The organism is Sediminibacterium sp. (genome assembly GCF_051861365.1).
In the GTDB taxonomy this organism is placed as follows: domain Bacteria; phylum Bacteroidota; class Bacteroidia; order Chitinophagales; family Chitinophagaceae; genus Sediminibacterium.
Genome location: NZ_JBHYCW010000024.1, coordinates 16,218 through 41,971, shown reverse-complemented (window position 1 = coordinate 41,971; position 25,754 = coordinate 16,218). Strand labels below are relative to the sequence as shown.

The window sequence follows — 25,754 nt, the reverse complement described above, 5'->3', positions numbered from 1 at the left end:
AATAGGTCAATAATCAACGGTAACTTACTACCGTATTTCTGATAAAAGTTACAAATATTCAATATAAACTTAAATAAATTCAATGCCTTACATATTTGATCTTTCCAAAGACTATGTTTTAGAAAATGAATGCGTTTTATTGCGTCCTTTACAACTTGATGATTGCGAATATTTGCGGCATTTTTCCCAAAATCAACCGGAAATATGGACGTATTCCTTGCAGAAAGCAGCAGGAGAAGACAATCTTAAAATGTATTTAGAATTTGCTGTGAAAGCTCGTGAAAGGGGAACGGAATATCCTTTTATTGTTTTTGATAAGAAACAGCAGGCTTATGCCGGGAGTACTCGATTTTATGATATTCAATTACAGCATCAAACTTTGCAGTTAGGTTTCACTTGGTATGGAAAAGAATTTCAGGGAACCGGATTGAATAAGCATTGTAAATTTCTTCTCTTGCAATTTGCTTTTGAACAAATAGGAATGGAACGTGTGGAGTTTAGAGCCGATATCAATAATAAACGTAGCATTGCTGCTATGAAGAGTATTGGTTGTGTGGAAGAAGGCGTATTAAGAAGTCATGCGAATAAAGTGGAAGGTGGGAGAAGAGATTCTATCATCTTGAGTATATTAAAAGATGAGTGGCTGAGTACTGTTAAAGAAAATTTGTGGGAGAAATTATAACAGTATCGGTATATGATGTATTTCCCTTCTTTCGGTAATACCGATTTTTGAGTATTACGTCTTTTCGCAGTTTTTTTTGAAAAGTTTGTTTGTATTTTTGTCTTTCAGTTCCCCCCCGCTGATCATTAAATCTTTTTTATTATGTCACAGCGGACTGTTTTATCGGACACAAATGATATCAGAATGATTGCGAAGGATATTAGTGTCTTTTCAAGTAGAAAGAAAATTTTCAAAGCCAAATTTTATCATTTTACAGACAGCCAAAATCTAGAGCTGGAGAAAACAGTTGTTCGCTATTATTCCCTTAATCAACATAATTTCTGGAATATTTTACCTGTCTATATACTAGGCTCATATTTATTGCTGGTGTTCGCGGGTATTATTTCCTACCATGAATTGGGATTGATACCTACCATTATTTTGTATGTTCCTTTTGCGCTAGTATCTATTTTTCTAACTAGGTTGGCTGTTACCTGGTATGCAAAGAAGTCTTTACAGAAATTAGCTAATGATCTCGAGCTACAAAATTCACATTACTCATTTGTCATGTCTGCACGGTTGCAATCATCCTAGAGTAAAAGTCCTTGTAAAAAGAAATAAGCAAAGCTGAAATAAATAATCAATCCTGTAACATCCACCAATGTAGCTACAAACGGTGCAGAAGATACAGCAGGATCGGCGCCTAGTTTTTTTAGGAAGATGGGCAGCATGGATCCAGAGAGTGTTCCCCAAAGAACAACACCTACCAATGAAAATCCAACTGTGAAAGCAATCATCATCCAGTGATCACCATAAATAGCAGGGAAAAAAGAATGCCATACTGCTACGCGAATAAAACCAATCATACCTAATACAGCGCCCAGTAATAAACCGCTTAAAATTTCCCTACGTAGTACACGCCACCAATCTGTAATACCAATTTCGCCAACAGCCATGGCTTGAATAATGAGGGTGGATGCTTGAGAACCACTGTTACCCCCGCTTGAAATAATCAAGGGGACAAATAGTGCCAAGACAACAGCTTTGGCAATTTCATCTTCAAAATATCCCATTGCAGTAGCCGTTAGCATTTCTCCGAGGAAAAGAACAATGAGCCAACCCACTCTTTTTCGGAATAGTTTAAATAAAGGAATATCAAGATAAGGTTCGTTCAAAGCTTCCGTACCACCGATCTTTTGCATATCCTCACTAAACTCTTCATTTGCCACCCATAACATGTCATCAATAGTAACAATTCCCAGCAAAATATTATGATCATCTACAACCGGAAGTGCTACGCGGTTATTCATTTTGAATACCTGGTTCGCATGCTCTTGGTCATCATGTACATTCAAAGAAACAACCCTTCCATCTATTATTTCATCCATTCGTTTGTCAGGAGCTGCAAGAATTACATCTCTGATTCTGATATCATCTATGAGCGCTCCTTGCTCGTCTATGACATAGATCACATCAATGGTTTCGCTGTTTTTGCCGAATTTTCTGATGGTTGTAAAAACTTCTGAAACAGTATTGTGAGCATATACATACACATAATCCGGTGTCATCAGTCGGCCTACACTGTCTTCCGGATATCCAAGCATGGACAGTGTGATCTTTCTTTCTTCCGGATCTAATAATTTAATAAGGTCTCTGATAGCAGCTTTGGGTAGCTCTTCTAAAAAATCGGTACGGTCATCTGCCGGTAATTCATTGAGCAGTTCTGCAGTTTTTGAAGAAGGAAGTTCCTTTACTATATCTTTTTGTTGGGCAATATCTAAGATTTTGAAAACACTGGCAGCACGATGTATAGCCATATTGGCAATGATCTGGGCTTCATATTCAGGAAAATCATTGATCAATCCGGCTACATCACTAATATTCTGATGATCCAGAAATTCTCTGATTTCCAGTTTGTCCTCTTTTTCGATCAGTTGTTCAAACTGTTCATTTAAATCCGGTTGTTCCAATTCCAACGACATATGTGCAATTTAATAAGTAATACTGAAAGCTCCATTGAATAGGTTATTTGAGGGTAGGTGTTTTCAGATGTAACGGTATCTTTACAAACCAACGAAATAGAGCACTTTATGATTCTCCCTTTTCTTACCATTGGTCCATCTGATAACAGAGGTAGGGGCGTTTTTACAACTGAAGATATAGCCGTCGATACGATCATTGAAATATCTCCGGTACTGGTATTGAGTCCGGAAGAAAGAGTTAAGGTGGAACAAACGCTTTTGTTTGACTATATTTTTGAATGGGGAGATGAAATGAAAGGGGCTTGTGTAGCCTTGGGCTATGTATCTGTTTATAATCATTCTTATGCAGCCAACTGTATTTATGAGATGGATTTTGAACATGAGCTGATACAGATTAAGACTGTTAAGCCGGTGAAAGCAGGAGAGGAGCTTTTCATTAACTATAATGCAGATCCTGATGATACAAAACCGATATGGTTTGAAGCTACATAAGGATCATACTTGTTCATATTGGTAAAGACCATTTTTGATAGCAAAAATGGTCATGCCGGCCGAACTATTTACATTCATTTTCTTAAAAATAATAGATCGATAAGTCTCAATTGTTCTAACACTCAATGAAAGTTCTTGTGCAATCTCTTTACAGCTTTTATCATCACATATGAATGCAATCATTTTTTTCTCTGTTTCCGAAAAGAGCGGTTTAGTATCTTGCGAAAATGAATTATAAACTCCTCGTTTTGCCATTAAAGCAAGTTTATGAGCAGTACTGTTACTATAAAAAATTTGCTTTTTGTAAACGGAATCAATAGCTACAAATAACTCCTCTTTATTAACATCTTTTGTTAAATATCCGGTTACTCCCGCATCCAATGCCGATGCAATCATGAATTCACTGTCAAAATGTGAAAGTGCCAAAAAGCGAATGTCAGGTTGGATAAGGTGTATTGTTCGAATAGCTTCTATTCCATTAATTCCCGGCATTTTGAGATCGGTGATAATAAGATCAGGCTGATAATTTTTTGACGCCTCGATTAATTCCTGTCCATTTCTACAGCTAGCGATGACTTCATAAGAAGGGTTCGTCACAAGAATATCTCTTAATCCATGTCTAAATATATCATGGTCATCCGCTATGATAATTTTAATGCTGGTCATTTTGTGAAGGGTTTACTTAGGAATATTTTTTATGCATAGGATATTTTATCGGCAATAGCTTTCTATGTCCCCTGTAATTGGCGTCCAATGCTGCTGATTCCGATCAACAAAAAATAGCATCATACAAAGAGTTTAGTTATGGTATCAATCGTATGAACGATTGCAATAGACAAATATAAATAATAAAATATTTAAATACTTTTTACTGAGTAAATACTTAATTGATTGATTAAAAGGTACTTGTGAATTCTTGTAGCTGAAATACAATTCATCGTACATCTAGACTTCATTCAATTTTGTAACCTACATTTTATTTTACCGTAACTGAATCTGAAAAAGTTATTTTAGTAGTCGCGTTGCATATCAATGATCGCAGTTCTTCATGATCTATTCCAACTCTTTGCTGTATGAAAAAATACCTCTTTTTTTTACTTTTTCTGATCTTTAGTATTGTGAGTTTTAGTCAGCGTATAACTGCTGTTCAGTGGATGGTAGGAACCTGGAAAATCAATACTCCTCAAGGTACAATCGTAGAAATCTGGCAAACAAAAGATGATAGCACACTACAAGGACGTAGTGTATTTGTAAAAACAGCCGGTGATAGTATTACACAGGAAAAAATTGAATTTGCTTACCGAAATGGGGATTGGTATTATACACCCACAGTTATGAATCAGAATGGCGGTAACGCAGTACCATTTAAAGTGATATTTATTCGTGGAACAGAATTTATTAGTGAAAATCCTTCACATGATTTCCCCCAGCGCATTGCGTATAGAAGAATCAAACAAAACATGTATGCCAGTATTGAAGGGAAGCGAAATGGGAAATATGGCAAGCAGAATTTTGACTTTACTGGTGAATAAGCAATGTTAATGTAAAATATCCTCCACATTTTTTCCGATGTTCGTGGCTATTTTTTGCATGGGTAGATCATTGTCATCTTTTCCAAACGGATCTTCGATTTCCTCTGCAATAATCTCCAAACTCGCTAAAACATAAAAGATAAAGATGACGACCGGAATAGTGAGATAACCTAAGCTCAACGCAAAGCCAAGTGGTAGTGTAATTACATAAAAGAAAATGAATTTCTTGATGAATGCACTATATGAATAAGGTATAGGTGTATTTTTTATCCGCTCACATGCTCCACAGATATCTAAAAAGGATTGTAATTCATTGTTCAAAAAAAGCAACTGATAATCAGAAATCGATTTGTCACGGTGTAATAAATGCACTTTATTCATCATCAGTGCAACGATTTGATTGGGGATATGTTTACTGCTGTCAAATCCTATAATTTCAGGATGAGGATCTGTATCCAATGCCAACCTTGTTTTTTCATTTTGAAGATGAATACAAAGCTCACTGGCAAAAAGAGGAATAATTTTTTTGAAAAAACTTCTGTTTTTTTCATCTTCTCTTGAAAGAATGCTGTTTAATTTGACTGCAAGATTTCGACTATTATTCACCAATGCCCCCCATAATTTTCTTCCTTCCCACCATCTGTCATAAGCGGTATTGGTTCTGAACACCAACAGCATAGAAATCGCAAATCCTAATAAGCTATGCATAGTGGTAATATTCTTTGCATAACTATTCTGTGTCAATTTTAAATAGTTCGATTCGAGGTATACAATACCCCAAGAGTACAAGCCAATAAACACGATTAGCGGAAAGAGTTGTCTAACTGTATCCGTACGATGAAAAGTAAATAAAAACCGAAGCCAGTCTTTTGGGTTGTAGCTAATCATAGGCTAAATGTACAAATACCCTAGAAATTAAGCAGTAATGCACCAAAATCATTGTTCGGCTGTTTTAAGTACATAACAAATCCTTAATATGGAAGCATTGAGCTAATGGATGAATTTCGTAGAAAATTCAGCTTTTGCATCAACAGCACGCATTGCTCAAACAATCATTCGGTAAAGACTTTTTATGGGGTGTAGCCATTTCAGCAGCACAAAATGAAGGTGCTTGGAATATAGATGGCCGAGGTCCATCTATTTGGGATCAGTTTGCAAAACGGCAGGGTAAGATCAAAGGCAATGGGAAACCCTCTGTTGCCTGTGATTTTTATTACCGATATAAAGATGATCTCATGTTAGTGAAAGCGATGGGTTTTAATTGTTTTAGGTTTTCTATTTCCTGGAGCCGTATGCTGCCCGAAGGAATAGGGAAAGTTAATAAGGAAGGGATTGCTTTTTATGATCGTGTGATCGATGAATGTTTACAACTTGGATTGGTACCCTTTGTAACATTATACCATTGGGATCTGCCTGCAGCACTGCAAAAAGACGGAGGCTGGGCAAGTCATCAGATGCTGAAATGGTTTACCAGATTTGTTCAAGTTTGTACAGAAGCTTTTGGTGATCGTGTAAAAAACTGGATTGTATTGAATGAACCCATGGGTTTTACCTCATTGGGTTATATGCTGGGTAAACATGCTCCGGGAAAGACAGGTCTCAGCCATTTCTTACCGGCAGTACACAATGCCGTTCTTTGTCAGGCTGAAGGTGGTAGAATCATCAGAGCCAATATTCCTCGTGCTAATATTGGTACTAGTTTTTCTTGTAGTGAAGTCATGCCTTTTACCCAAAAAGAAGAAGATGTAAAAGCTGCAAGAAGAGCAGATATCTTGTTGAATCGATTATTTATTGAACCATTATTGGGAAGAGGCTATCCTCAGGAACAAGGATTTGCCTTGTTGGATAAGTTGCACCTCCATAACAAAGCATGGAAGTATACAGAAAGGATGCAGTTTAATTTTGACTTTATTGGGATACAAAATTATTTCAGTACGACTGTAAAATACAATCCACTGATTCCTTTTGTACAAGCATCAGAGGTAAAAGCCGTTACTCGAAAAGTTTCCCATACTGCCATGGGTTGGGAGATTAACCCGGATAGTTTTTACAGAATGATCAAGCGTTTTTGGTTGTATGGAGGGGTCAAGCAAATCATCATTTCCGAAAGTGGTGCTGCATTTAAAGATCATATATCACAAGGTGTTATCAATGATGCTGATCGTGTTCAATATTTCCAGCAATATTTAAATGCTGCATTACGTGCGAAAAAAGAAGGGATCAATATCGGTGGTTATTTTGCTTGGACACTCACTGATAATTTTGAATGGGCTGAAGGTTATCAAGCACGTTTCGGATTGGTGCATGTAGATTTTGAAACACAACTTCGGACAATTAAACAGTCGGGATACTGGTTTAGAGATTTTCTGCATAATAAGATTTGAGTATTGAGTAGATATTGCCACTGAGAGCACAGGAGCTGCACTGAATATTTTTCTGTACTTTTCTGTGCCTTCTGTGGCAATAAAACACCACTCTCATCATGTTTCACTAAGTTTGGTACTATTAAAACCAAACACATGCGCTGCTTTATTGCTTTATTCTACTTTTTATTTTTCAGCTTTTTTAAAATTTCTGCACAAGAATTACGGTCTAATCAAAAGTCAAGAGTACATGCAGCTTCTGTTCAACTCAGGTATCCATTGGCAGATACTATTCGGGCAATCAGCTTTTATAATGAACTAACGGTTCCAAATGGATATGATCATCTACCCAGTTTTTATATGGCCAATGGATTTTCCAGAGGCTATTTTGGTATTCAAGTCAATAGCGAAAAAGAAAGGAGGGTCATTTTTTCTGTTTGGGATACCGGCAATGAAGCAGTTGATCGAAATAAAGTAGCGGAAGAAGAAAAAGTAAAGTTGCTGGCAAAGGGTGATGGTGTTGTAACCAATGATTTTGGTAATGAAGGTACCGGTGGACATAGTCACTGGGGGTATGATTGGAAAGCAGGGCAAACCTATCAATTTTTGTTAACTGCTTTACCGGATAGTGCCTCACAAACTACTATCTATACCGGTTACTTTTTTGTTCCTGAACTGCAACGATGGAAATTGATCGCTGCTTTTCGTGCACCAAAAGATGGAAAACGTTTGCAGAATTTATATTCGTCCAATGAAAACTTTGTAGGAAGTATCGGGCATTTACAACGTAAGGCTTTATTTGGCAACCAATGGGTGCAACAACAGAATGGCAGATGGGTAGCACTCACCGAGGCAGTATTTACGACTGATGCGACCGGTAGAGCCGGAGATCGTTTTGATATAGGTGCAGGTGTAACCAATGAACAGTTTTATTTATGGAATGGAGGTATTACAAAACAGGAAGCAAAATCCGATGTTCATTTGAAAAGAACCCATACATCCAAAGCGCCCATTATTGATTACACTAAGGATGCAGATAGTTTAGCGCAGGCAAAAAAAGATATGCAAGAAATCACCATGGCTGTTAAGACAGGTAAGATGGATACAACTGGAAGTATTGAATCGGTTTATTATTATATTATGCAACAGGGTACCGGTGATTTTGTAGCCGTCACAGATACGGTTACTGTTCATTACAAGGGTTCTTTGTTAACAGATGGTTCCATCTTCGATCAGACGAAAGATAATCCTGCCACTTTTCCGTTAAGAAGATTGATTAAAGGTTGGCAACTCGCGCTACCTAAATGTAGGGTGGGTGGTAAAGTAAGGGTCATCATTCCTTCAGCCCAAGCTTATGGTATTAGAACGAGGAGCAAAGATATTCCACCGAATAAAGTATTGGTTTTTGATATTGAAGTGGTGGCTACGAAAAGGCAGCAGTAATTGAATAAAATAGATATGTCGAGTGACTAAGTGATAAAGCTGCTTGTAATTGACATTTTATGCAGGTTTTTAGCCTAGCTCTTGCAAAAGGCTTTATTTCTGTTTAATTTAATGTCATCTAGTTTCTATAACGCTAAACTCTGTCTATGAAAGCGGCTCGCCAATTAACCATTGCCATGCTTGTACTGGCTGTAACAGCAGCTTTGTTTGTGGGATATCATCTGATTACTGATCCTACCGGAAGTACACTCAGCATACCTGTTTATTTTCTCAATGGAACCATGTTTAAAGATTTCTCTACTCCCGGATGGATCATTTTATTATCTATCGGTGTATTAGGTATCATCACCATCTTCACCGTTGTAAAAAGAATCAGGCACTTTCATACGGTGGTAGTGTTGCAAGGAGCTATTATTTGTGTTTTGGTGATTGCTCAAATGATCATCATCGGAGAAGAGTATATCTTGCAATATCTTTTTCTGATGTTAGGTATGGCTATTGCCATTGTGGGTGGGTTGTTAAGTCAGATAGATAAGAAAAAGGCACAAGAATAAAGAAGCAGGGTACAAGAAAGCTACAAGTTACAAGCTGCAAGCCACAAGTGTAAGTGAATTGCGTGGTTCTTGTATCTTGATCTTTGATTTTCTTTATTTCATATTTCTTATTTCATGTTTCTCTGTTTCGTCCCTCATCGCTAAGTACACACCATTCGTCCAGCCAAATCCATCTTGATTGGGATATTCACCGCCACCGGCTTTTACATATATATCTTGTACGTTATACTTCTCCATCATTTTCCCGGTCTGTTGGTAAGTGGTTTCATTTAAGCGCATCCATCTCTTTTTTATTTCATCTGCGAGTTCCTGATGCTGGTAATTACTCAATCCTTTATAAGCAACCCATTGTAGTGGGGCCCAGCCATTGGGTGCATCCCATTGCTGACCGGTTTGAAGGGTGGTTGTCAATACTCCCCCTTCTGAAAGCAGTTGTTCTTTGATCATCACTGCCACTGCGGCGGCTTGTTCATCATCAGCAACAGCTAGGAACAATGGAAAGCATCCAGCCATGGTAATGCGATCGGTATTTTTTTGCTGTTGAGTGTGGTAGTCAAAATAAAATCCCTTTGTCTCATTCCAACAGTATTCTTGAATGGCGGTGTGACGGTTCTCTATTTTCTTTGTGAAAACCTGTACAGCATCATGATTTTTATTTTGCTGATAACAGGCTAGTAAAGTTTTCTCCAGATGTAACAAAAGACAATTTAAATCAACAGGAATAATATCAGTTGTCTGTATCGTATGCATCTCTTGTGCATCTGCAAACCATCGGCTACTGAAATCCCAACCCGATTCAGCAGCTGCACGAATATTCCTATAAACTTCCTCTGGCTCTTTGTTGGAGATTTTTGCTATATGATGATCTTCTATGTATGCTTCGGGTCTGGGTGAGGGATTATCATCCCAATACCTGTTTAATACTGAACCATCAGGCATCAGTACCACCCTTCGATAAGTGGGTAATTCAGGTGAAAGTTGGTCTACACCATCCATCCAGAAATTGTATTCTTTTTCAAGTGCAGGTAAATATGCCTCAAGTATCTTGTCGCCTTTGGCTGCGTGTAGAATACCAACCATCATACTAAAAAATGGTGGCTGAGATCGGCTGATATAATAAGTTCTGTTACCATTGGGGATATGTCCAATGGTTTGAATCAGAAAAGCAAAATTTTTCACCATGTTTTCTATTAAATCCAGTCTGCCACTCTTTTGTAAACCTAACATGGTAAAATAACTATCCCAATAATAGATTTCCCGGAATCTTCCTCCCGGAACAATGTATGGATAGGGTAGAGGTATCAATGTACCCCCTGTTTCATCGGGGTTTCTTTGTAAGACATTCCACAATTCATTCAGGTGAGTATCCATAGATTTATTATCAGATGAATACTCCTCTTGTTGTGCTTGTGGTAATATGAAATTTTCTTGTATAAACTTTAATAAACTAAATGAAGTTTGCTTACTATCAGTAGCATACCGTTCTAGAATATTTGTCACACTTGATTTTGGTAAAGCATCTACAAAATATTTTGAATCAGTAAAAATACCAGACTGCTGCACATCTTCATATAATGGCGATAAGGATTCAATATGTAAGTAACTATTAGGCTTCATCAGTTAGATTGTATACTATTTTTTTCTTTTCGTTGTAGTCTATTAAACAAGAATAGACATACAATTAATATGGCCATGGGAATTAAGGAAAAATAAAATGCTTGTTTACCGTCATAATGTTCAAATATATTTCCTGTAATGATAGATCCGGTTGTACCACCTAATGCGGAAAAAATGATGATCAATCCAGACATGAGTCCATGTTGTTTTGTAGGTAGCGTACTGAGTATAACAGAATTTACTGCAGGATAAATTGGAGCCAATAATAACCCGATCATAGGAAATACAAATGCAGCAATAGGAGCGGTAGCCCAACCGGTAATGGGTTGTCCGGTAGTTTTTTCAGCCAAAGGAATGGCCACTAATACCAATGCTGCAGCTAATAACAAACAGGAGATCAATATGATCAGCCAGTTCAGTTTTTTCAATACTAACCCGGCAAAGAAGCGCCCCAATGCAGTAGAACCCGCGAGTATACTCGCCATCTGAATACTCAATGCTGCAGGTAGCAGTAATACTTTGTTATTAAAAGTCGGTAACCAACTCATGATACTTTGTTCGATCAGTACATAAAAAAATGCACAGAGTACAAATACCAATACGATAGGCTTCACCATTAATTTGAACATTTCTTTAAACTCACTCAACATAGACTTTTGCTCTTTCGATTGGATGGATGATTCATCTAATGAGGCAGAGAGCAGTAGTAAAAAAGCAGCCAATGAAATACCGCCTAGCAGATAATATACATTCAACCATTGAGTAGATTGAGGGTTTGCATCATCTACAAAATAACTGAAAATAAAATAGCCTGTGAGAATACCGATCATGAAAAAAGACTCAATAAAGTTCATCAAGCTAATATGCTCTTTTTCATTTTTTGTTACTAACCCGATTGTACTGTACACAGACATTTTAATCAGCGCAAATGAGGACCCCACTGCTGCAAACAATAATTTGGTGGTTAGGAAACTGGCTGTGAAAGGCATGATGAAACAAATAACACTAATGAATCCTAATGCAATCAGCATGGCATTTTTATATCCGATTCGGACAATATAAGAGGAGATTAGAAAAGATACCGCCGCAATGCTTAAATCCTTAAAAGCTTCGAGTGTGGAAGCTGCACTTTCTGAAACACCAAAGTTTTGCTGTACTTGAAGAATAACAGTGCCTACGCTATTGAGCAGTATGGCAAATACAAAATAGTTAAGAAATAAAGATGTTTTTATTTTCCAGTTTTGCATATAGAGGGATTAAAATTATTCTTGAATGGGTATTAGCTTCAAGCAAACAGGACTCGGCACTTCTGTTTGTCGGATCAATTGTTGTAGTAGCCCTGTTTCTTTGTTGATACGATATGTAACAATATTGTTGGTTCGCTGATTGGCTACTAATAAAAAGTTGCCACCCGGTTCTATAATAAAGTTTCTAGGACCTGCTCCGGGAATAGGTTGGTAACCAACAGTAATAAGCTTTCCCGTGTTTTGATCAATGGAAAAAATGGCAAGATTATTTTCTTCGCCTCGATTAGACGCGTACAAAAATTTGCCATCAGGCGATACATGAATATCAGCACTGCCCGCTTGTCCGGAGAAATCTTTGGGATGTGTTGCTATTTGCTGAATCCCTGTTAAATAACCGTTGGTATAACGATAAGCTTTGATAGTACCCGTTAACTCTTCCAACAGATACACAAATTTTTGGTTGGGATGAAAATCAAGATGACGAGGGCCGCTTCCGGGAGCAGAAGCAGCGAAAGGCATGGCCGCTGGCTTTAATGGTTGTTTGTTATTGGGATTAAATAGATACATCATCAGTTTGTCAGTTCCCAAATCCGGTACCAAAAGATATTTCTCATCCGGAGAAAAAAAAGTTCCATGAACATGCGGCTTATCTTGTCTGCTTTTATTGATACTACTACCTGTATGTTGAATCTTTTGTACATAATGTTTGAGACTACCATCGCTGGCAACGGCAAATACACTGATGTTTCCTCCGGTATAATTTCCGGTGATGACCCATTTCCCTGTTTTATCTACTGTTACATAACAAGGATGGTCGCCGCCTGTTGGCTGACTGTTTATGTAATATAATTGTCCGGTAGCCGCGTCAAACTCATATGCACTGACATAACCGGGTTGTTCACCTCCTGTCTCATTGACTGTATAAATTTTTTGTTTATCAGGTGATACTGCCAGAAATGAGGGATTGGTAGCACTATCGGTACTGCTAACCCATTGAATTTCTCCATTTTGGGAGTTAAACCTGAATACATACACGCCTTTACTCTTACCCGTAGTATATGTACCTACCAGCAAGTAATGATCTTGGGCAAAAAGTGACAAACAATAAAAACACATGAAGAACAATAGAGAAGCTCTCATGATGGTTTGGATTTTCCGTAAGATAAACATTGCATCGCATTCTTTGTAACCGTACAGTAATAATATCTATTTGAAATGACTTTTTACGATTTCGGGAGTCTCTGATGATTAACATAGTTATTTAGTAGACTAATTGTATTTTTGCAAGGCAAATCAGCAATATGAAATATATATACTTGGGTCTAATCATTTTTATGATGAGCTATGGAGTAAAACAAAATGAAAATTTACAAGCGGGGGAGTGGCAGGCTAAACTATTTCGTGAAGATGGAAATCATATTATTTTCAACTTTGAGGTGATCAATTCCGGTGATAGCCTTCACTGGATCATTAAAAATGGCGAAGAGCAGATTCAAGTAGATGATATTACTATAAAAGGAGACTCCATATTAGTGGCCATGCCGGTATTTAAATCCTATTTTAAATTGGTCAAAAAAGGAAATAACCAACTCTCGGGTATTTGGACCAAGGCAGCCACAGCAGGTTTTATTGACATGCCATTTGAAGCACTTGCCGGAACCGCTACAAGATTTGAAACCAATGATCAACCAATTGCCAATATCTCAGGAAAATGGGAAGTGACTTTTTTTAGGGCAGACGGTTCCCCCAGACCTGCCATTGCAGAATTTGTACAACAAGGTAAAACCCTTTCAGGAACCTTTATTACTCCTACGGGCGATTATAGATACTTATATGGTATCGTAGATGGTGATCGTGTAAAGCTCTCAACATTTGATGGGAGTCATGCCTATTATTTCAACGCAACTATTAATAGCGATACATCTATTACAAATGGTCATTATTATTCAGGAGCTACCAGTATAGAGCCATGGAAAGCTGTAAAAAATGACAAGGCAACATTGCCTGATGTTGCGGCTATGTTTTTAAAAGAGGGAGAAGAGCGACTAGATTTTATTTTTCCTGATTTGAATGGGAATACCGTTTCAATTAATGATAACCGATTTAAGAATAAAGTAGTCATTGTTCAAATCATGGGATCCTGGTGCCCGAATTGTATGGATGAGACAGCATTTCTTAGTGAATATTATCGAAAGAATAAAGAACGAGGTGTAGAGGTAGTAGCGTTAGCGTATGAATATTATGAAGATCCTGTTTTAGCAGGTAATAGCGTAAGAAAATTTCAAAAGCGATTTAATGTTCAGTATCCGATGTTACTCACGGGTGTGACTGTATCTGATACTTTGAGAACGGAAAAAACATTACCACAGCTAACCAAGATCAAGTCTTTTCCTTCCACTATTTTTATTGATAAACAAGGTAAGGTTGCTAAAATACATGCCGGATTTGAAGGTCCGGGAACAGGATCTAGATATGAGTTGTTGAAGAAAGAATTTGAAGCAACAATTGACAAATTACTCAAAAAATAAATAGTACTGAAAAATTATTTGAAACTTTTTGAAAGCTGTAGTTTAAGTCAGATAAGATTAATGATTCTAAATCAGTCCACGCGGACGGGTCTCATTGGGGTCAGAGGCCAATGCAGCCCGGAAGCGGGGACGGGGCCATTTGGCCCTGGAGTAATAAGTGCTCATAGTATTTTAGGGATAAATTTTATAGTATGATATCCTATAGTTACAAAAAGAGCCATCCTCAAAAATTCAGGATGGCTCTTTTTGTAACTATAGTGAAACTTATTTCGCTCCTTTCACATATTTATCTAACCATTGTTGTTGCTCCCATAAAGTGTGCAACACATTCTCCTTTCCACGATAGCCATGTGCTTCATAAGGTAAGAATACAAAGCGTACCGTACCGCCATGTCCTTTAATAGCTGCGTATAATCGTTCACTATTAATTGGGTAGGTTCCTGTGTTATCATCACTATCACCATGAATCAATAAGATCGGTGTTTTGATCTTATCAGCATAGCTGAATGGACTCATTTCATAATACAACTGAGGAGCCTGCCAGTAAGTACGGTCTTCATTCTGGAAGCCAAAAGGAGTTAAGGTTCTGTTATACGCACCACTTCTGGCAACACCTGCTTTGAACAAGTTGGTATGTGCTAATAAGTTAGCAGTCATAAAAGCACCATAGCTATGTCCACCTACACCCACACGATTTTTATCGGCAACACCCAATCCAGATAAATGATTAATCGCTGCTTCTGCATTCATCTTTAACTGAGCAACAAAATTATCATTCGGTTTTTTATCCGCAGAAGCTGCTACGATGGGCATTTCAGCATTGTCTAATACTGCATAACCTTGAGTTACATAATAAATAGGAGAGCCCCAGCTTAAAGTAGTAAAACGATATTGGCTACCTCTGATTTGAGCAGCATCAGCAGCGCTGTTGAACTCACGCGGATAAGCCCAAATAATCAATGGCAATGGACCGTCTTTCTCTTTATTATAGCCCTTTGGTAAATATAGTTCACCGGTAAGGTCTACGCCATCTGCTCTTTTGTACTTTACTTTTTCCTTGGTTACACCTTCCAGTTGTGGATACGGGTTGGCGAACTTCGTAATGGCTCTGTCGGCAATGCGTAGAACCAAATTTTTAATATAGTAGTTGGGTACTTCTGTTTGTGATTCACGACGTGTTAATAAAACCAGTTTATCGGCATCAATCACTTCATTCACGGTTTCATAAACACCTTCGGCACAACGCCATATGATCTCGTTTTTCTTGGTAGACAAATCAAATTTAGCAAGGAAAGGAAGATCACCTTTTGGAGAAGAACCGGTGGTATTGTTCATCAAAATTTTAGTACCATTATCGGTGGTTTGAATTACCGATCTACCGAATTTATTCTTGGTTAATACAGGTGATCCCGGATTATTATAAGCATCGGTCTGATTTCTTTCAATCAATAATTCCAAAGCCCCTGTTGTGCTATTGTATCGGCTAACACGAATAGTTTGTTTTGATCTCAATACCTCCTGCACCAATGCTAGCGTAGCATCACCCCAAGTCGTACCGGCATAACGTGTTTTGGTTTTAAACAATTCTTTGGCTTCACCTGTGAAAGGTGTACTCAATGCATAAACAGCATCATGATACTCCACTTGTTTTTTGATCAATCCACTATCCAGCGGCATAGCCCAAGTAATGGTAGCAGCCTCATCATCTCTCCAATCAAATCCACGCGGAACATTTTGTGTATTATCATAGCCCGACGGTGTTCCTTCAGAAGAAGGTAATTCAGCTAATACTTTAACCACTTTTCCTGTGAGATCTTGGATAGTAATGGTAGAAGGGAATCCATTGGCCGTAACCAAATAAGAGAATGGTTTACGAATGGTTCTTACCATCATATATTTTTTATCCGGAGATAAGCTGAATGTTGAAACAATACCTGATTTACCCAGATTGGTTTCTATTCCGTTTTTATTTTGTATCAGTTGACCATTCGCATAAAATTCAAAAAGTTGTTCATCAAAAGGCGATTTGATCAAATCCTGATAAGTAGGACTTGGTGCTGCTTTACCTAAATTCTGTTGGACGGTAGGTCCTTTAGGAGTGATAGGACGCTTTGGAGCATTGGATGCAGATTGTGTAGCTGCTTTATAAATAATAGTATTATCATCTACCCAAGTATAAGAGGTTCCCAAAACCGTATTCAATGCTTGTTTATTGATTTTAGTCGCTTTTTTGCTGGCTACATCAATCACATAGAGGTCTACCCTAGAACCTGTAGTATTAGTAAATGCAATTTTGGTTTCAGAAGGACTCCAACTCACATTGCCCGCTAATAAATTGGCAGGTAAACCGGTAACCTGTGTACTTACACCTGTTTTGATATTCTGTAGGGAAAAATTATTGATAAAATTTTGTCTGCTAGGAGCAAAATTGTTGGGATTGATTCTTAATCCGGCAACACGTATCTCCGGTTGTCCGAGTTCTTCTACGGTTGGATAACTGTTCCGCTCACTAAGCAATATCCATTCTGCTTTACCATCAATACTTACAGAAGGAGTTGGTTTTGCCAGTAACAGTTCCATCACTTCTTTGGCAGGTGTGCGATAGCTGTTATCATCCTGTGCATATAATGCTGTAAAAGATGCACCTGTGATAAGAAAACTAAAGAACAATTTTCTCATAATAATTGGTTTTATCGGTGTTGGTTTTGAAAATTTGTCATTATTGATAAACACGTACATAGTCGATCCACATTTTCTGTGGAAATACTTTTTCATCTACCCCTTTTTGTCCGCCCCATGATCCCCCTACAGCAATATTCAAGAGTAAATGGAAGGGTTTGTCAAATGGCCATGCATCATTTCCTGTATGTTCATTTTTGAAAGTGAAGTAAGGCTTGTTATCTACGAGTACAGTGATGTTTTCTTCATTCCATTCTAAAGCATATACATGGAATTTCTCACTGCAATCGGGAACACTCACAGTAGCAGTCATCTGGGTACCGATGCTGTGAAAATATTTCTTTGTATGTGTGGAAGCATGAATCGTTCCTTGGTTATAACCAACATGTTCCATAATATCGATCTCTCCATCATCAGGCCAGGTAATTTTTGGCGTGGTACCTAACATCCATATTGCAGGCCAGGTACCTACTCCTTTGGGTAATTTGGCACGTACTTCTATACGTACATATTTCCAATCGGCTTTTCCTTTGGTAACAAGTCGGGCAGAAGTATAATCGTTCTCACCCATTTTTTCTTTGTGGGCTTCTATAACCAACATGCCTTTTTCAACCCTTGCATTCTTCAGCTGTTGGGAGGTATAGTATTGCAATTCATTATTTCCCCATCCATGTCCACCAACATCATAGCTCCATTTGGTAGAATCGGGCAGGCCATTTTTATTGAATTCATCGCTCCAAATCAACTTTCTTTTCTGGGAAATAGCTGTCAAGCAGGTCAATGACAGAACGGCAAATAACATTGTTTTTAACATAGGCTGCAATTTGGGACTTGTAAGTTAGGTATTACGGGGCAGGAATACCGGTCAAATGGATGATCGGGTGAAAAAAATTTGCAGGGGAATGAAGATGCCTGTACTTTTGCATCTCATGAAACAATTCGCACATATCCACCACCATCATTACTTACCCATTGGGTAGGCTGTTGGTGTTTTGTGCCAAACATAAAACATTGAAAGGCTTACCAAGAGGTAAGCCTTTTTTATTTTAACAGAATACTATGAAACTAAAGCTCGCAATTCAAAAAAGTGGTCGTTTACACGATGATTCCATTCGTTTGTTGAAGGAATGTGGTATCGATATCAGTAATGGTGTAAACAAACTCAAAGCTGAAGCCACCAACTTTCCCATTGAAGTATATTTTTTGAGAGATGATGATATCCCGCAATATGTGGAAGATGCTGTAGCTGATATTGGGTTTGTTGGTGAGAATGTGGTGTATGAAAAAAGAAAAAAAGTAACTGTTGTTGAGAAATTGGGTTTTGGTAAATGCCGCTTGAGCATGGCAGTACGTAGGGGCGAAGAATATACGGATGCCTCTTTTCTCAATGGTAAAAAGATCGCCACCAGTTACCCAGTGATTGTAGAAAACTTTCTGAAGGAGAAAAATGTTATTGCCGAAATACATGAAATCAGTGGTAGTGTTGAAATTGCACCCGGTATTGGCTTGGCAGATGCTATTTGTGATTTGGTGAGCAGCGGCTCTACGCTTTTCATGAATGGATTGAAAGAAGCTGAAACCATTTTACAATCGCAGGCAGTATTGATCCGTAACAATGGATTAGAGGATGCCAAAACACAATTGTTGAATCGTTTGTTATTCCGCATTCAATCAGTAAAAAAAGCAAAAAACAATAAATACATTTTGTTGAATGCACCGAATGATAAACTTGCTGAAATCATCGCTTTACTACCCGGTATGAAGAGTCCAACCGTATTGCCATTGGCTGATCCGGGATGGAGTAGTGTTCATAGTGTACTCAATGAAAATGAGTTCTGGGATATCATTGAGCAATTGAAAGCAGCAGGTGCCCAGGGAATATTAGTAGTGCCGATTGAAAAAATGATTGTATAGCTAAAAGAGAAGTATGAAAAGAATTGAATTGCCAGAAAGAAGTACATGGGGTCATATTCTTCAACGGCCTGTTATTGACACGGCTACATTGGAGCAGCAAGTTAAAGGAGTGTTGGATGTCGTAAAACAGGATAGTGATAAAGCAGTATTGCAATTCACCCGCCAATTTGACGGTGTTCAATTATCATCACTTGTAGTAACGGATGAAGAAATTGCATCAGCTATACAACAAGTACCCGATGATCTGAAAAGAGCGATTAAACAAGCAGCCAACAATATTCGTGTTTTTCATGAGAAGCAAAAAGCTGCTATTGAAGTGGTGGAAACCATGAAAGGTGTTCGCTGCTGGAGAAAGTCGGTAGGAATAGATAAAGTGGGATTATATATTCCCGGTGGTACCGCACCGTTGTTTTCTACCATATTGATGCTCGCCATTCCTGCCCAAATTGCAGGATGTAAGGAAGTAATTCTTTGTTCACCACCGGATAAGGAAGGCAAATTAAATCCTGCTATTTTATATGCGGCTAGTTTAACAGGGGTTCATAAGATTTTTAAAGTGGGTGGTGTTCAAGCTATAGCTGCGATGGCTTATGGTACTGAAACGGTTCCGAGCGTGTATAAAATATTTGGTCCGGGTAATCAATATGTAACCTGCGCCAAACAATTGGTACAACAGGAAGGAACCGCCATTGATATGCCTGCCGGACCTAGTGAAGTTTGTGTACTTGCGGATGCGAGTGCGAATCCCTCTTTTGTTGCGGCAGATTTGTTGAGTCAGGCTGAGCATGGTGCAGATAGTCAGGTATTATTGGTATCAACAGATAACCAGTTGATTGATGCGGTCATACAAGAGCTGTCAGTACAATTGAAACAGTTATCACGAAAAGAGATGGCGGCTAAAGCGTTGGAAAACAGCAAAGCTATTTTTGTCAAGAATATGGATGACGCAATTGATCTGGTCAATGAATATGCTGCTGAACACTTGATCATAGCTTGCGAGCAAGATGAATGGATCGCTGAAAAAATTACCAATGCAGGTTCTGTGTTCTTAGGTAATTATTCCCCGGAAAGTGTTGGCGACTATGCCAGCGGAACCAATCATACCTTACCAACCAATGGTTTTGCAAGAGCATATAGTGGTGTGAGCTTGGATTCTTTTGTCAAGAAGATCACTTACCAGCGACTTACGAAAGAGGGATTAACAGCTATTGCACCTACTGTAACAGCCATGGCTGCTGCAGAAGGATTGGATGCACATAAAAAAGCAGTAACGATACGTTTATAAATTTAACATCATTTATAATTCAGCAATATGTTTAACCTGGATCAACTCACCAGAGAAAATATTAAAAAGTTAACGCCTTATTCATCAGCACGTGATGAATTTAGTGGTGAAGCGAAAGTATTTTTAGATGCTAATGAAAATAGTTTGGGATCACCATTGCTGAAATGGTATAACCGATATCCGGATCCACATCAGCAACTCATTAAACAAAAGCTGAGCACAATCAAAGGAATACTGCCTGAACATATTTTTCTAGGGAATGGTAGCGATGAATGTATTGATATTTTATTTCGATGCTTTTGTGAACCGGGAAAAGATAATGTGATTATTTGTCCACCTACATACGGTATGTATGAAGTGAGTGCACATATTAACGATGTTGACATTCGTAAGGCACCATTGCTACCGGATTTTCAATTGGATCTGGTTCATTTAGAAAATTTGATCGATGCAAACACTAAGCTCATTTGGCTCTGTTCACCCAATAATCCAACTGGTAATTCTTTGAATCGTACCGATATTGAAATGGTCTTGAATAACTTTAATGGAATTGTGGTGATTGATGAGGCCTATATCAACTTCGCTAGACAAAAATCGTTTGTACAGGAATTAAAAGAATACCCCAATCTGGTTGTCTTACAAACGCTTAGTAAGGCCTGGGGATTAGCGGGATTGCGGCTTGGAATGACTTTTGCATCTAAAGCAATTATTGAAGTCATGAATAAGGTAAAGCCGCCTTACAATATTAACCAAGCTACACAAGAACTTGTATTAAAAGCACTAGAGGAAGTAGGGCAGGTGAATGATATGATCAAGTTATTGGTAGATATGCGTGAGGCATTGGTAGAAGTTTTTTCCTCTATGCCAACTGTAGAAACCGTATATCCTTCTGATGCCAATTTTATATTGGTAAAAATTGCAGATGCAAGAAAAGTGTACGAGTTCCTATTGACGAAGGGTATTGTATTGCGCGATAGAAGCAATGTACAATTATGTGACAACTGTTTACGGATTACAGTCGGCACTGAACAAGAAAATACCCAATTGGTAGATGCCATGCAGGAATGGTATGTTTCGCAAACAAACTAATCAACTCTATGTTTTCATTTGTAAATTCATCTCAAATTCAGCATCATATGAAAAAAATGTTTCTCATTTTCTTACTTACTTCCTTATCATTTGTATCAAATGCGAATGATTCTACAAAAGTTAATATTACTAATCAGGCAGTAGCTGATGCAGATAATGCAGGACTTACATTGCCTTCAGGATTTGGTGCTTTGATTGCTGCGGATAATTTGGGTAGAGCCAGACATATTGTAGCGACCAAGCAAGGTGGAATTTATGTCAAGTTGGAACGATTGGTAGGAGGCAAAGGAATTGTTTATCTCACAGATGCAAATAAGGATGGTAAAATGGAAATCGAAACAAGTTTTGGCAACTATATTGGAACCGGCATCGCCATAAAAGACAATTATTTGTATGCATCTTCGAATGAAGATGTCTTTCGATATCAATTAGATGAAAATGGGAAAGTTACTAACCCTAATAACCCTCAAAGAATTGTAAAAGGTCTATGGGATAAACGTCAACATGCATCCAAATCCATTGCTTTGGATAATGCCGGTAATATTTATGTGAATATCGGAGCACCTTCTAATTCTTGCCAAGAAGTAGATCGTACCAAAGGTTCGAAAGGAATGTATCCTTGTCCCATTCTGGATTCAGCCGGAGGCATTTGGCAGTTTAAAATTGATCAGACAGATCAAGGATACCACAATGGTGTGCGGTATGCAACGGGATTGAGAAATGTTGTAGGACTTGATTGGAATCAACAACAAAACAAGCTGTATGTGACCATGCATGGAAGAGATATGTTGTACACTTTGTATCCCGACATGTTCGATACTACTGTAAGCGCAGAACTTCCTTCTGAAACCATGTATGCGATTAATAAAGGCGATGATGCAGGGTGGCCCTATGTGTATTATGATCATTTTCAAAAAAAGAAAGTATTGTCGCCTGAATATGGTGGTGATGGAAAGAAAGCAGGAGGAGAAAAAGCTATTGACCCAATTGTAGCTTTCCCTGCTCATATGGCTCCAAATGCACTGTTGTTTTATACCGGAAATCAATTCCCGGCAAAATACAAGAATGGGGCTTTTGTTGCATTTCATGGATCATGGAACCGTTCACCCTTGCCACAGGAAGGATATTATGTAGTGTTTATTCCTTTTGAGAATGGCAAACCTTCCGGACAATGGGAAGTATTTGCAAATGGATTTTCCGGTACAGAAATGGTTAAAAATCCACGTGATGCCAAACACAGACCTTGCGGATTGACAGAAGGTCCTGATGGATCGCTCTATATATCTGATGATGTTAAAGGAACCATTTACAGAATTGTATATAACGCCAAATAATCAATCATATGAAATATGTGTATTGCTTGAGTTTGATTCTCGTATTAAGTTCAGCACTTGTAAGTAGGTCGGCTACAAATACAGTTCAGCCTGCAATCAAAGCCTCTATGGATCGGGGTAAAATCATTTATCTGCAACGCTGTATGGCTTGTCATCAAGCAGATGGAAGTGGGGTTCCGCGACTCAATCCGCCATTGGATGGGGCATCTACTGTGAAAGGAAATGATAAATTAAAATTGGTGCGTATCATTATCAAGGGTATGACGGATCGAGTTGAGATTGATGGAGAGTATTATGATAATAATATGTCTGCCAATCCTGATTTGACAGATACACAAATTGCTGATGTATTAAATTATATCAGGAATAGTTGGGGTAACAAAGCTTCTCTTGTAACGGCAGTAGAAGTAAAAGCGGCCAGAACAAAAATTAAATAAACAATGAGACCGGTATTATTTATTGACCGAGATGGTGTGGTACTGCAAGAACCACCGATTGATTTTCAAATTGATAGTATTGATAAAACTTCTTTTGTAAAGGGGAGTATCAGTGCGTTGTCACAGATTGCTGCATCATTTGATTATTACAAAGTGATGGTGACCAATCAGGATGGATTGGGTACGGATAGTTATCCGGAAGCAACTTTTTTTCCTTATCACAATCTCATGTTACGGACATTGGAAGGAGAAGGGTTTGTTTTTGATGAGATGATCATTGATAGAACTTTCGCCGCTGAAAATCAACCCACACGTAAACCGGGTACTGCTTTACTACAACATTTTTTCAATACAGATCAATTTGACTTAACCAGATCTTTTGTGATTGGTGATCGTTGGAGCGATATTCAGCTGGCTAAAAATCTAGGCTGTAAAGCCATTTATCTGAAATCACCCTTGCATGAATTAACACCCGAGCAAGAGCAAACATTAAGACCTGTGATTGCATTGGAAACAGATAGCTGGCAGGAGATTTATACTTTTCTGAAATTGGGAATACGTGTTGTGCATCATGAACGCAATACCAATGAAACAAAGATCAATATCGCATTGAATCTGGATGGATCAGGACGTGCTGATATCCATACCGGTCTTGGTTTTTTTGATCACATGCTGGATCAGATTGCTAGACATGGAAAGATTGATTTGACCATTCATACAAGCGGAGATTTACATATAGATGATCATCATACCATTGAAGATACCGGTATAGCGTTGGGCGAGGCTTTTGCAAAAGCGTTGATTGATAAGCGCGGTATGGAGCGGTATGGATTTGCGATACCAATGGATGAGGCAGAAGCTAAAGTGTTGATTGATTTTGGAGGAAGAAACTGGATTGTTTGGGATGCTGAGTTTAAAAGAGAAAAAGTAGGAGAAATGCCAACTGAAATGTTTTTTCATTTCTTCAAATCTTTTAGTGATGCAGCTAAGTGTAATCTGAATATTTCTTGCTCAGGTGATAATGAGCATCATAAGATTGAAGCTATTTTCAAAGCATTTGCTAAAGCCATTCGTATGGCTGTGAAGCGGGATCCATTCTCGAATCATTTGCCTTCGACGAAAGGGGTTTTATAATTTATTGCCACTGAGGGCACAGAAATACACAGAACGATTCAGTGCTTCTCTGTTTCCTCAGTGGCAATCTATTTCCCCTTCCCGGAAAGAATAATCCTCAAAGTATGTATCATGATTTTAAAATCAAGTAAGAGGGAAGCATTCTCAATATAAATCAGATCATACTTCATTCTTTCAATCATTTCTTCAACTGAAGAAGCATAACCAAACTGTACCATTCCCCAGGAAGTGAGTCCGGGTTTCATTTGTAACAAATACCGATAATAAGGGGTTTTAATATTGATCTGATCGATGTAAACTTTACGCTCAGGTCGGGGTCCAATCAAACTCATGTCGCCTTTCAGAATATTCCAGAACTGAGGTAATTCATCGAGTCTCCATTTCCGCATAAACTTTCCCCATTTTGTAATACGAGGATCATTATCACTGGATAACATCGGACCTTGTTTTTCTGCGTCGGCTACCATACTCCGGAATTTATAAATCAAGAATGGCTTTCCTTTATATCCGATCCTTTGCTGTGTATAAAAGACATCACCTTCTGAAGATACTGCTATTCGTATAGCAATAAATACATACAGAGGTGATAATAAAATCAATACTATTAACGAAATCAGAATATCTATTAATCGTTTTACATTTTGTTGCCAGGGGCTTAATGGGTTGGTTCGAATATCAATCAGCGAAGCGGTAAAAACATTGTTGGTTTTAACAGACCCGGAAAGAATGTCTAAAGTATCTGCTACTAATTTGATATCAGTTTCACTATCTGATAATCGATAGAGTATATCGTCAATAGCAGTCTGTTCATTTTTATCAAGTGCCAATATCACTTTATCGATCTGTTTTTCTGTAATCAATACTTGAAGATTTGCGATCGTGCCCAAATTCGGTAACCATTTACTGAGCCCATTTCCTTTGTCAGCACCCGTGGTAATATAACCTGTGACATGGATACCTAAGTACCTGAAATTTTTTTGTATCTCTCGATAGGCTTGAACTGCGTATTGGTTGTTACCAATGATGAGTGTATTAAAGATGATTTTACCTTTTAGAATCGCTCTTTTAACTGTATGAAGAATGAGGAGCCTACCTGTGAATAATAAAAGAAAGCTAATTGTAAAATAAGAGAGGAAATAAGCAAAGAAATCTGTTGTGTCTACAGCAGTGATGGTGCATATAATAAAAGTCCCCAATAGCACATGAATGAACGTGGCTGTCATTTCATTCAGTCTAGATTTTTCATACAATGATTGTTGATAGCTCCCTACGAATGCAAAAAACAGCAACCAGAAAAATGGGGTAATAATTGTTGTATATGACCCATGATTTTGTGTTTCAAAAGAAGTAATCAAAATTTCTTTTGAAACAGCAATGCTAAAAATATAGGTACTCAAAGCTGCAAACAAGTAGTCGGAGAGGATATACCACCAAGCTATTTTGTTATTGCGCCTGTACATGTT

The 25,754-nt window shown here is 38.1% G+C and carries 23 protein-coding genes; 14 read left to right on the top strand and 9 right to left on the bottom strand.

Going from position 1 to position 25,754, the window contains the following annotated elements; genetic code table 11:
* The first annotated feature begins 82 nt into the window (after window positions 1-82).
* A complete protein-coding gene (locus ACTIEV_RS11465; protein ID WP_322196289.1) occupies window positions 83-682 on the top strand; it encodes a GNAT family N-acetyltransferase in 600 nt (199 codons plus the stop codon).
* Between the two features lie 141 nt (window positions 683-823).
* A complete protein-coding gene (locus ACTIEV_RS11460) occupies window positions 824-1,255 on the top strand; it encodes a hypothetical protein (RefSeq protein ID WP_322196290.1) in 432 nt (143 codons plus the stop codon).
* On the opposite strand, the gene mgtE is transcribed toward ACTIEV_RS11460, so the two are convergent.
* The gene (gene mgtE, locus ACTIEV_RS11455; RefSeq protein WP_322196291.1) at window positions 1,252-2,643 is read right to left on the bottom strand and encodes a magnesium transporter; all 1,392 of its coding nucleotides are present in this window, start codon (window positions 2,641-2,643) and stop codon (window positions 1,252-1,254) included. The two genes, ACTIEV_RS11460 and mgtE, sit on opposite strands and share 4 nt — an antisense overlap.
* 108 nt (window positions 2,644-2,751) lie before the next feature.
* Here mgtE and ACTIEV_RS11450 point away from each other — a divergent pair, with 108 nt between their 5' ends.
* Window positions 2,752-3,135 (top strand): SET domain-containing protein, encoded by a 384-nt coding sequence (locus tag ACTIEV_RS11450; RefSeq protein WP_322196292.1) that lies wholly within the window; start codon window positions 2,752-2,754, stop codon window positions 3,133-3,135.
* A gap of 3 nt (window positions 3,136-3,138) precedes the next feature.
* Here the strand turns inward: ACTIEV_RS11450 and ACTIEV_RS11445 are convergent, their stop codons facing one another.
* Entirely contained in the window at window positions 3,139-3,801 is a 663-nt protein-coding gene (locus ACTIEV_RS11445) for a response regulator transcription factor (protein ID WP_322196293.1), read from the bottom strand.
* Between the two features lie 407 nt (window positions 3,802-4,208).
* Between ACTIEV_RS11445 and ACTIEV_RS11440 the strand changes: the two genes are divergently transcribed.
* Window positions 4,209-4,667: a DUF6265 family protein gene (locus tag ACTIEV_RS11440; RefSeq protein WP_322196294.1), complete on the top strand. Its 459-nt coding sequence runs from the start codon at window positions 4,209-4,211 to the stop codon at window positions 4,665-4,667.
* Between the two features lie 6 nt (window positions 4,668-4,673).
* Here the strand turns inward: ACTIEV_RS11440 and ACTIEV_RS11435 are convergent, their stop codons facing one another.
* Entirely contained in the window at window positions 4,674-5,555 is an 882-nt protein-coding gene (locus tag ACTIEV_RS11435; RefSeq protein ID WP_322196295.1) for a bestrophin family protein, read from the bottom strand.
* 134 nt (window positions 5,556-5,689) lie between these two features.
* Here ACTIEV_RS11435 and ACTIEV_RS11430 point away from each other — a divergent pair, with 134 nt between their 5' ends.
* From ACTIEV_RS11430 to ACTIEV_RS11420, 3 genes are all read left to right on the top strand, one after another.
* On the top strand, window positions 5,690-7,051 hold the full coding sequence (locus ACTIEV_RS11430; RefSeq protein ID WP_322196296.1) for a GH1 family beta-glucosidase: 1,362 nt from the start codon (window positions 5,690-5,692) through the stop codon (window positions 7,049-7,051).
* A gap of 135 nt (window positions 7,052-7,186) precedes the next feature.
* Window positions 7,187-8,473, top strand: coding sequence for a DUF3472 domain-containing protein (locus ACTIEV_RS11425; RefSeq protein WP_322196297.1), 1,287 nt, complete (start codon window positions 7,187-7,189; stop codon window positions 8,471-8,473).
* Between the two features lie 146 nt (window positions 8,474-8,619).
* On the top strand, window positions 8,620-9,027 hold the full coding sequence (locus tag ACTIEV_RS11420; RefSeq protein ID WP_322196298.1) for a hypothetical protein: 408 nt from the start codon (window positions 8,620-8,622) through the stop codon (window positions 9,025-9,027).
* Window positions 9,028-9,120: 93 nt separating this feature from the next.
* Here the strand turns inward: ACTIEV_RS11420 and treF are convergent, their stop codons facing one another.
* From treF to ACTIEV_RS11405, 3 genes are read right to left on the bottom strand one after another with little or no spacing between them, the layout of a single operon-like run.
* The gene (treF, locus tag ACTIEV_RS11415; RefSeq protein ID WP_322196299.1) at window positions 9,121-10,644 is read right to left on the bottom strand and encodes an alpha,alpha-trehalase TreF; all 1,524 of its coding nucleotides are present in this window, start codon (window positions 10,642-10,644) and stop codon (window positions 9,121-9,123) included.
* Window positions 10,644-11,891 (bottom strand): MFS transporter, encoded by a 1,248-nt coding sequence (locus tag ACTIEV_RS11410; RefSeq protein ID WP_322196300.1) that lies wholly within the window; start codon window positions 11,889-11,891, stop codon window positions 10,644-10,646. Before ACTIEV_RS11410 ends, treF begins: the two co-directional genes overlap by 1 nt.
* A 15-nt stretch (window positions 11,892-11,906) precedes the next feature.
* Complete coding sequence (locus tag ACTIEV_RS11405) at window positions 11,907-13,031, bottom strand: lactonase family protein (protein ID WP_322196301.1); 1,125 nt, start codon at window positions 13,029-13,031, stop codon at window positions 11,907-11,909.
* A 161-nt stretch (window positions 13,032-13,192) separates the two neighbouring features.
* Here ACTIEV_RS11405 and ACTIEV_RS11400 point away from each other — a divergent pair, with 161 nt between their 5' ends.
* Window positions 13,193-14,419 carry a peroxiredoxin family protein gene (locus ACTIEV_RS11400; RefSeq protein WP_439516497.1) on the top strand — a complete coding sequence of 409 codons (1,227 nt, stop codon included), beginning with the start codon at window positions 13,193-13,195 and terminating at the stop codon, window positions 14,417-14,419.
* Between the two features lie 264 nt (window positions 14,420-14,683).
* Here ACTIEV_RS11400 and ACTIEV_RS11395 read toward each other — a convergent pair whose 3' ends face one another.
* Window positions 14,684-17,098: a S9 family peptidase gene (locus tag ACTIEV_RS11395; protein ID WP_322196303.1), complete on the bottom strand. Its 2,415-nt coding sequence runs from the start codon at window positions 17,096-17,098 to the stop codon at window positions 14,684-14,686.
* 40 nt (window positions 17,099-17,138) lie between these two features.
* A complete protein-coding gene (locus tag ACTIEV_RS11390) occupies window positions 17,139-17,912 on the bottom strand; it encodes a glycoside hydrolase family 16 protein (RefSeq protein WP_322196304.1) in 774 nt (257 codons plus the stop codon).
* Between the two features lie 245 nt (window positions 17,913-18,157).
* On the opposite strand from ACTIEV_RS11390, the gene hisG reads away from it, so the two are divergent.
* Genes hisG through hisB form a run of 6 tightly spaced genes read left to right on the top strand, consistent with a single transcriptional unit; the run spans window position 18,158 to window position 24,291 of the window.
* The gene (gene hisG, locus ACTIEV_RS11385; RefSeq protein WP_322196305.1) at window positions 18,158-19,012 is read left to right on the top strand and encodes an ATP phosphoribosyltransferase; all 855 of its coding nucleotides are present in this window, start codon (window positions 18,158-18,160) and stop codon (window positions 19,010-19,012) included.
* 13 nt (window positions 19,013-19,025) lie between these two features.
* Window positions 19,026-20,297 (top strand): histidinol dehydrogenase, encoded by a 1,272-nt coding sequence (gene hisD, locus ACTIEV_RS11380; RefSeq protein WP_322196306.1) that lies wholly within the window; start codon window positions 19,026-19,028, stop codon window positions 20,295-20,297.
* Window positions 20,298-20,324: 27 nt separating this feature from the next.
* Complete coding sequence (hisC, locus tag ACTIEV_RS11375; RefSeq protein WP_322196307.1) at window positions 20,325-21,386, top strand: histidinol-phosphate transaminase; 1,062 nt, start codon at window positions 20,325-20,327, stop codon at window positions 21,384-21,386.
* 47 nt (window positions 21,387-21,433) lie between these two features.
* Entirely contained in the window at window positions 21,434-22,720 is a 1,287-nt protein-coding gene (locus tag ACTIEV_RS11370) for a PQQ-dependent sugar dehydrogenase (RefSeq protein ID WP_322196308.1), read from the top strand.
* An 8-nt stretch (window positions 22,721-22,728) separates the two neighbouring features.
* Complete coding sequence (locus tag ACTIEV_RS11365) at window positions 22,729-23,157, top strand: c-type cytochrome (RefSeq protein ID WP_322196309.1); 429 nt, start codon at window positions 22,729-22,731, stop codon at window positions 23,155-23,157.
* A gap of 3 nt (window positions 23,158-23,160) precedes the next feature.
* Window positions 23,161-24,291: a bifunctional histidinol-phosphatase/imidazoleglycerol-phosphate dehydratase HisB gene (gene hisB / locus ACTIEV_RS11360; RefSeq protein ID WP_322196310.1), complete on the top strand. Its 1,131-nt coding sequence runs from the start codon at window positions 23,161-23,163 to the stop codon at window positions 24,289-24,291.
* Between the two features lie 68 nt (window positions 24,292-24,359).
* Here the strand turns inward: hisB and ACTIEV_RS11355 are convergent, their stop codons facing one another.
* Window positions 24,360-25,751, bottom strand: a complete 1,392-nt coding sequence (locus ACTIEV_RS11355) for a sugar transferase (protein WP_322196311.1) — start codon at window positions 25,749-25,751, stop codon at window positions 24,360-24,362.
* Between the last annotated feature and the right edge of the window lie 3 nt (window positions 25,752-25,754).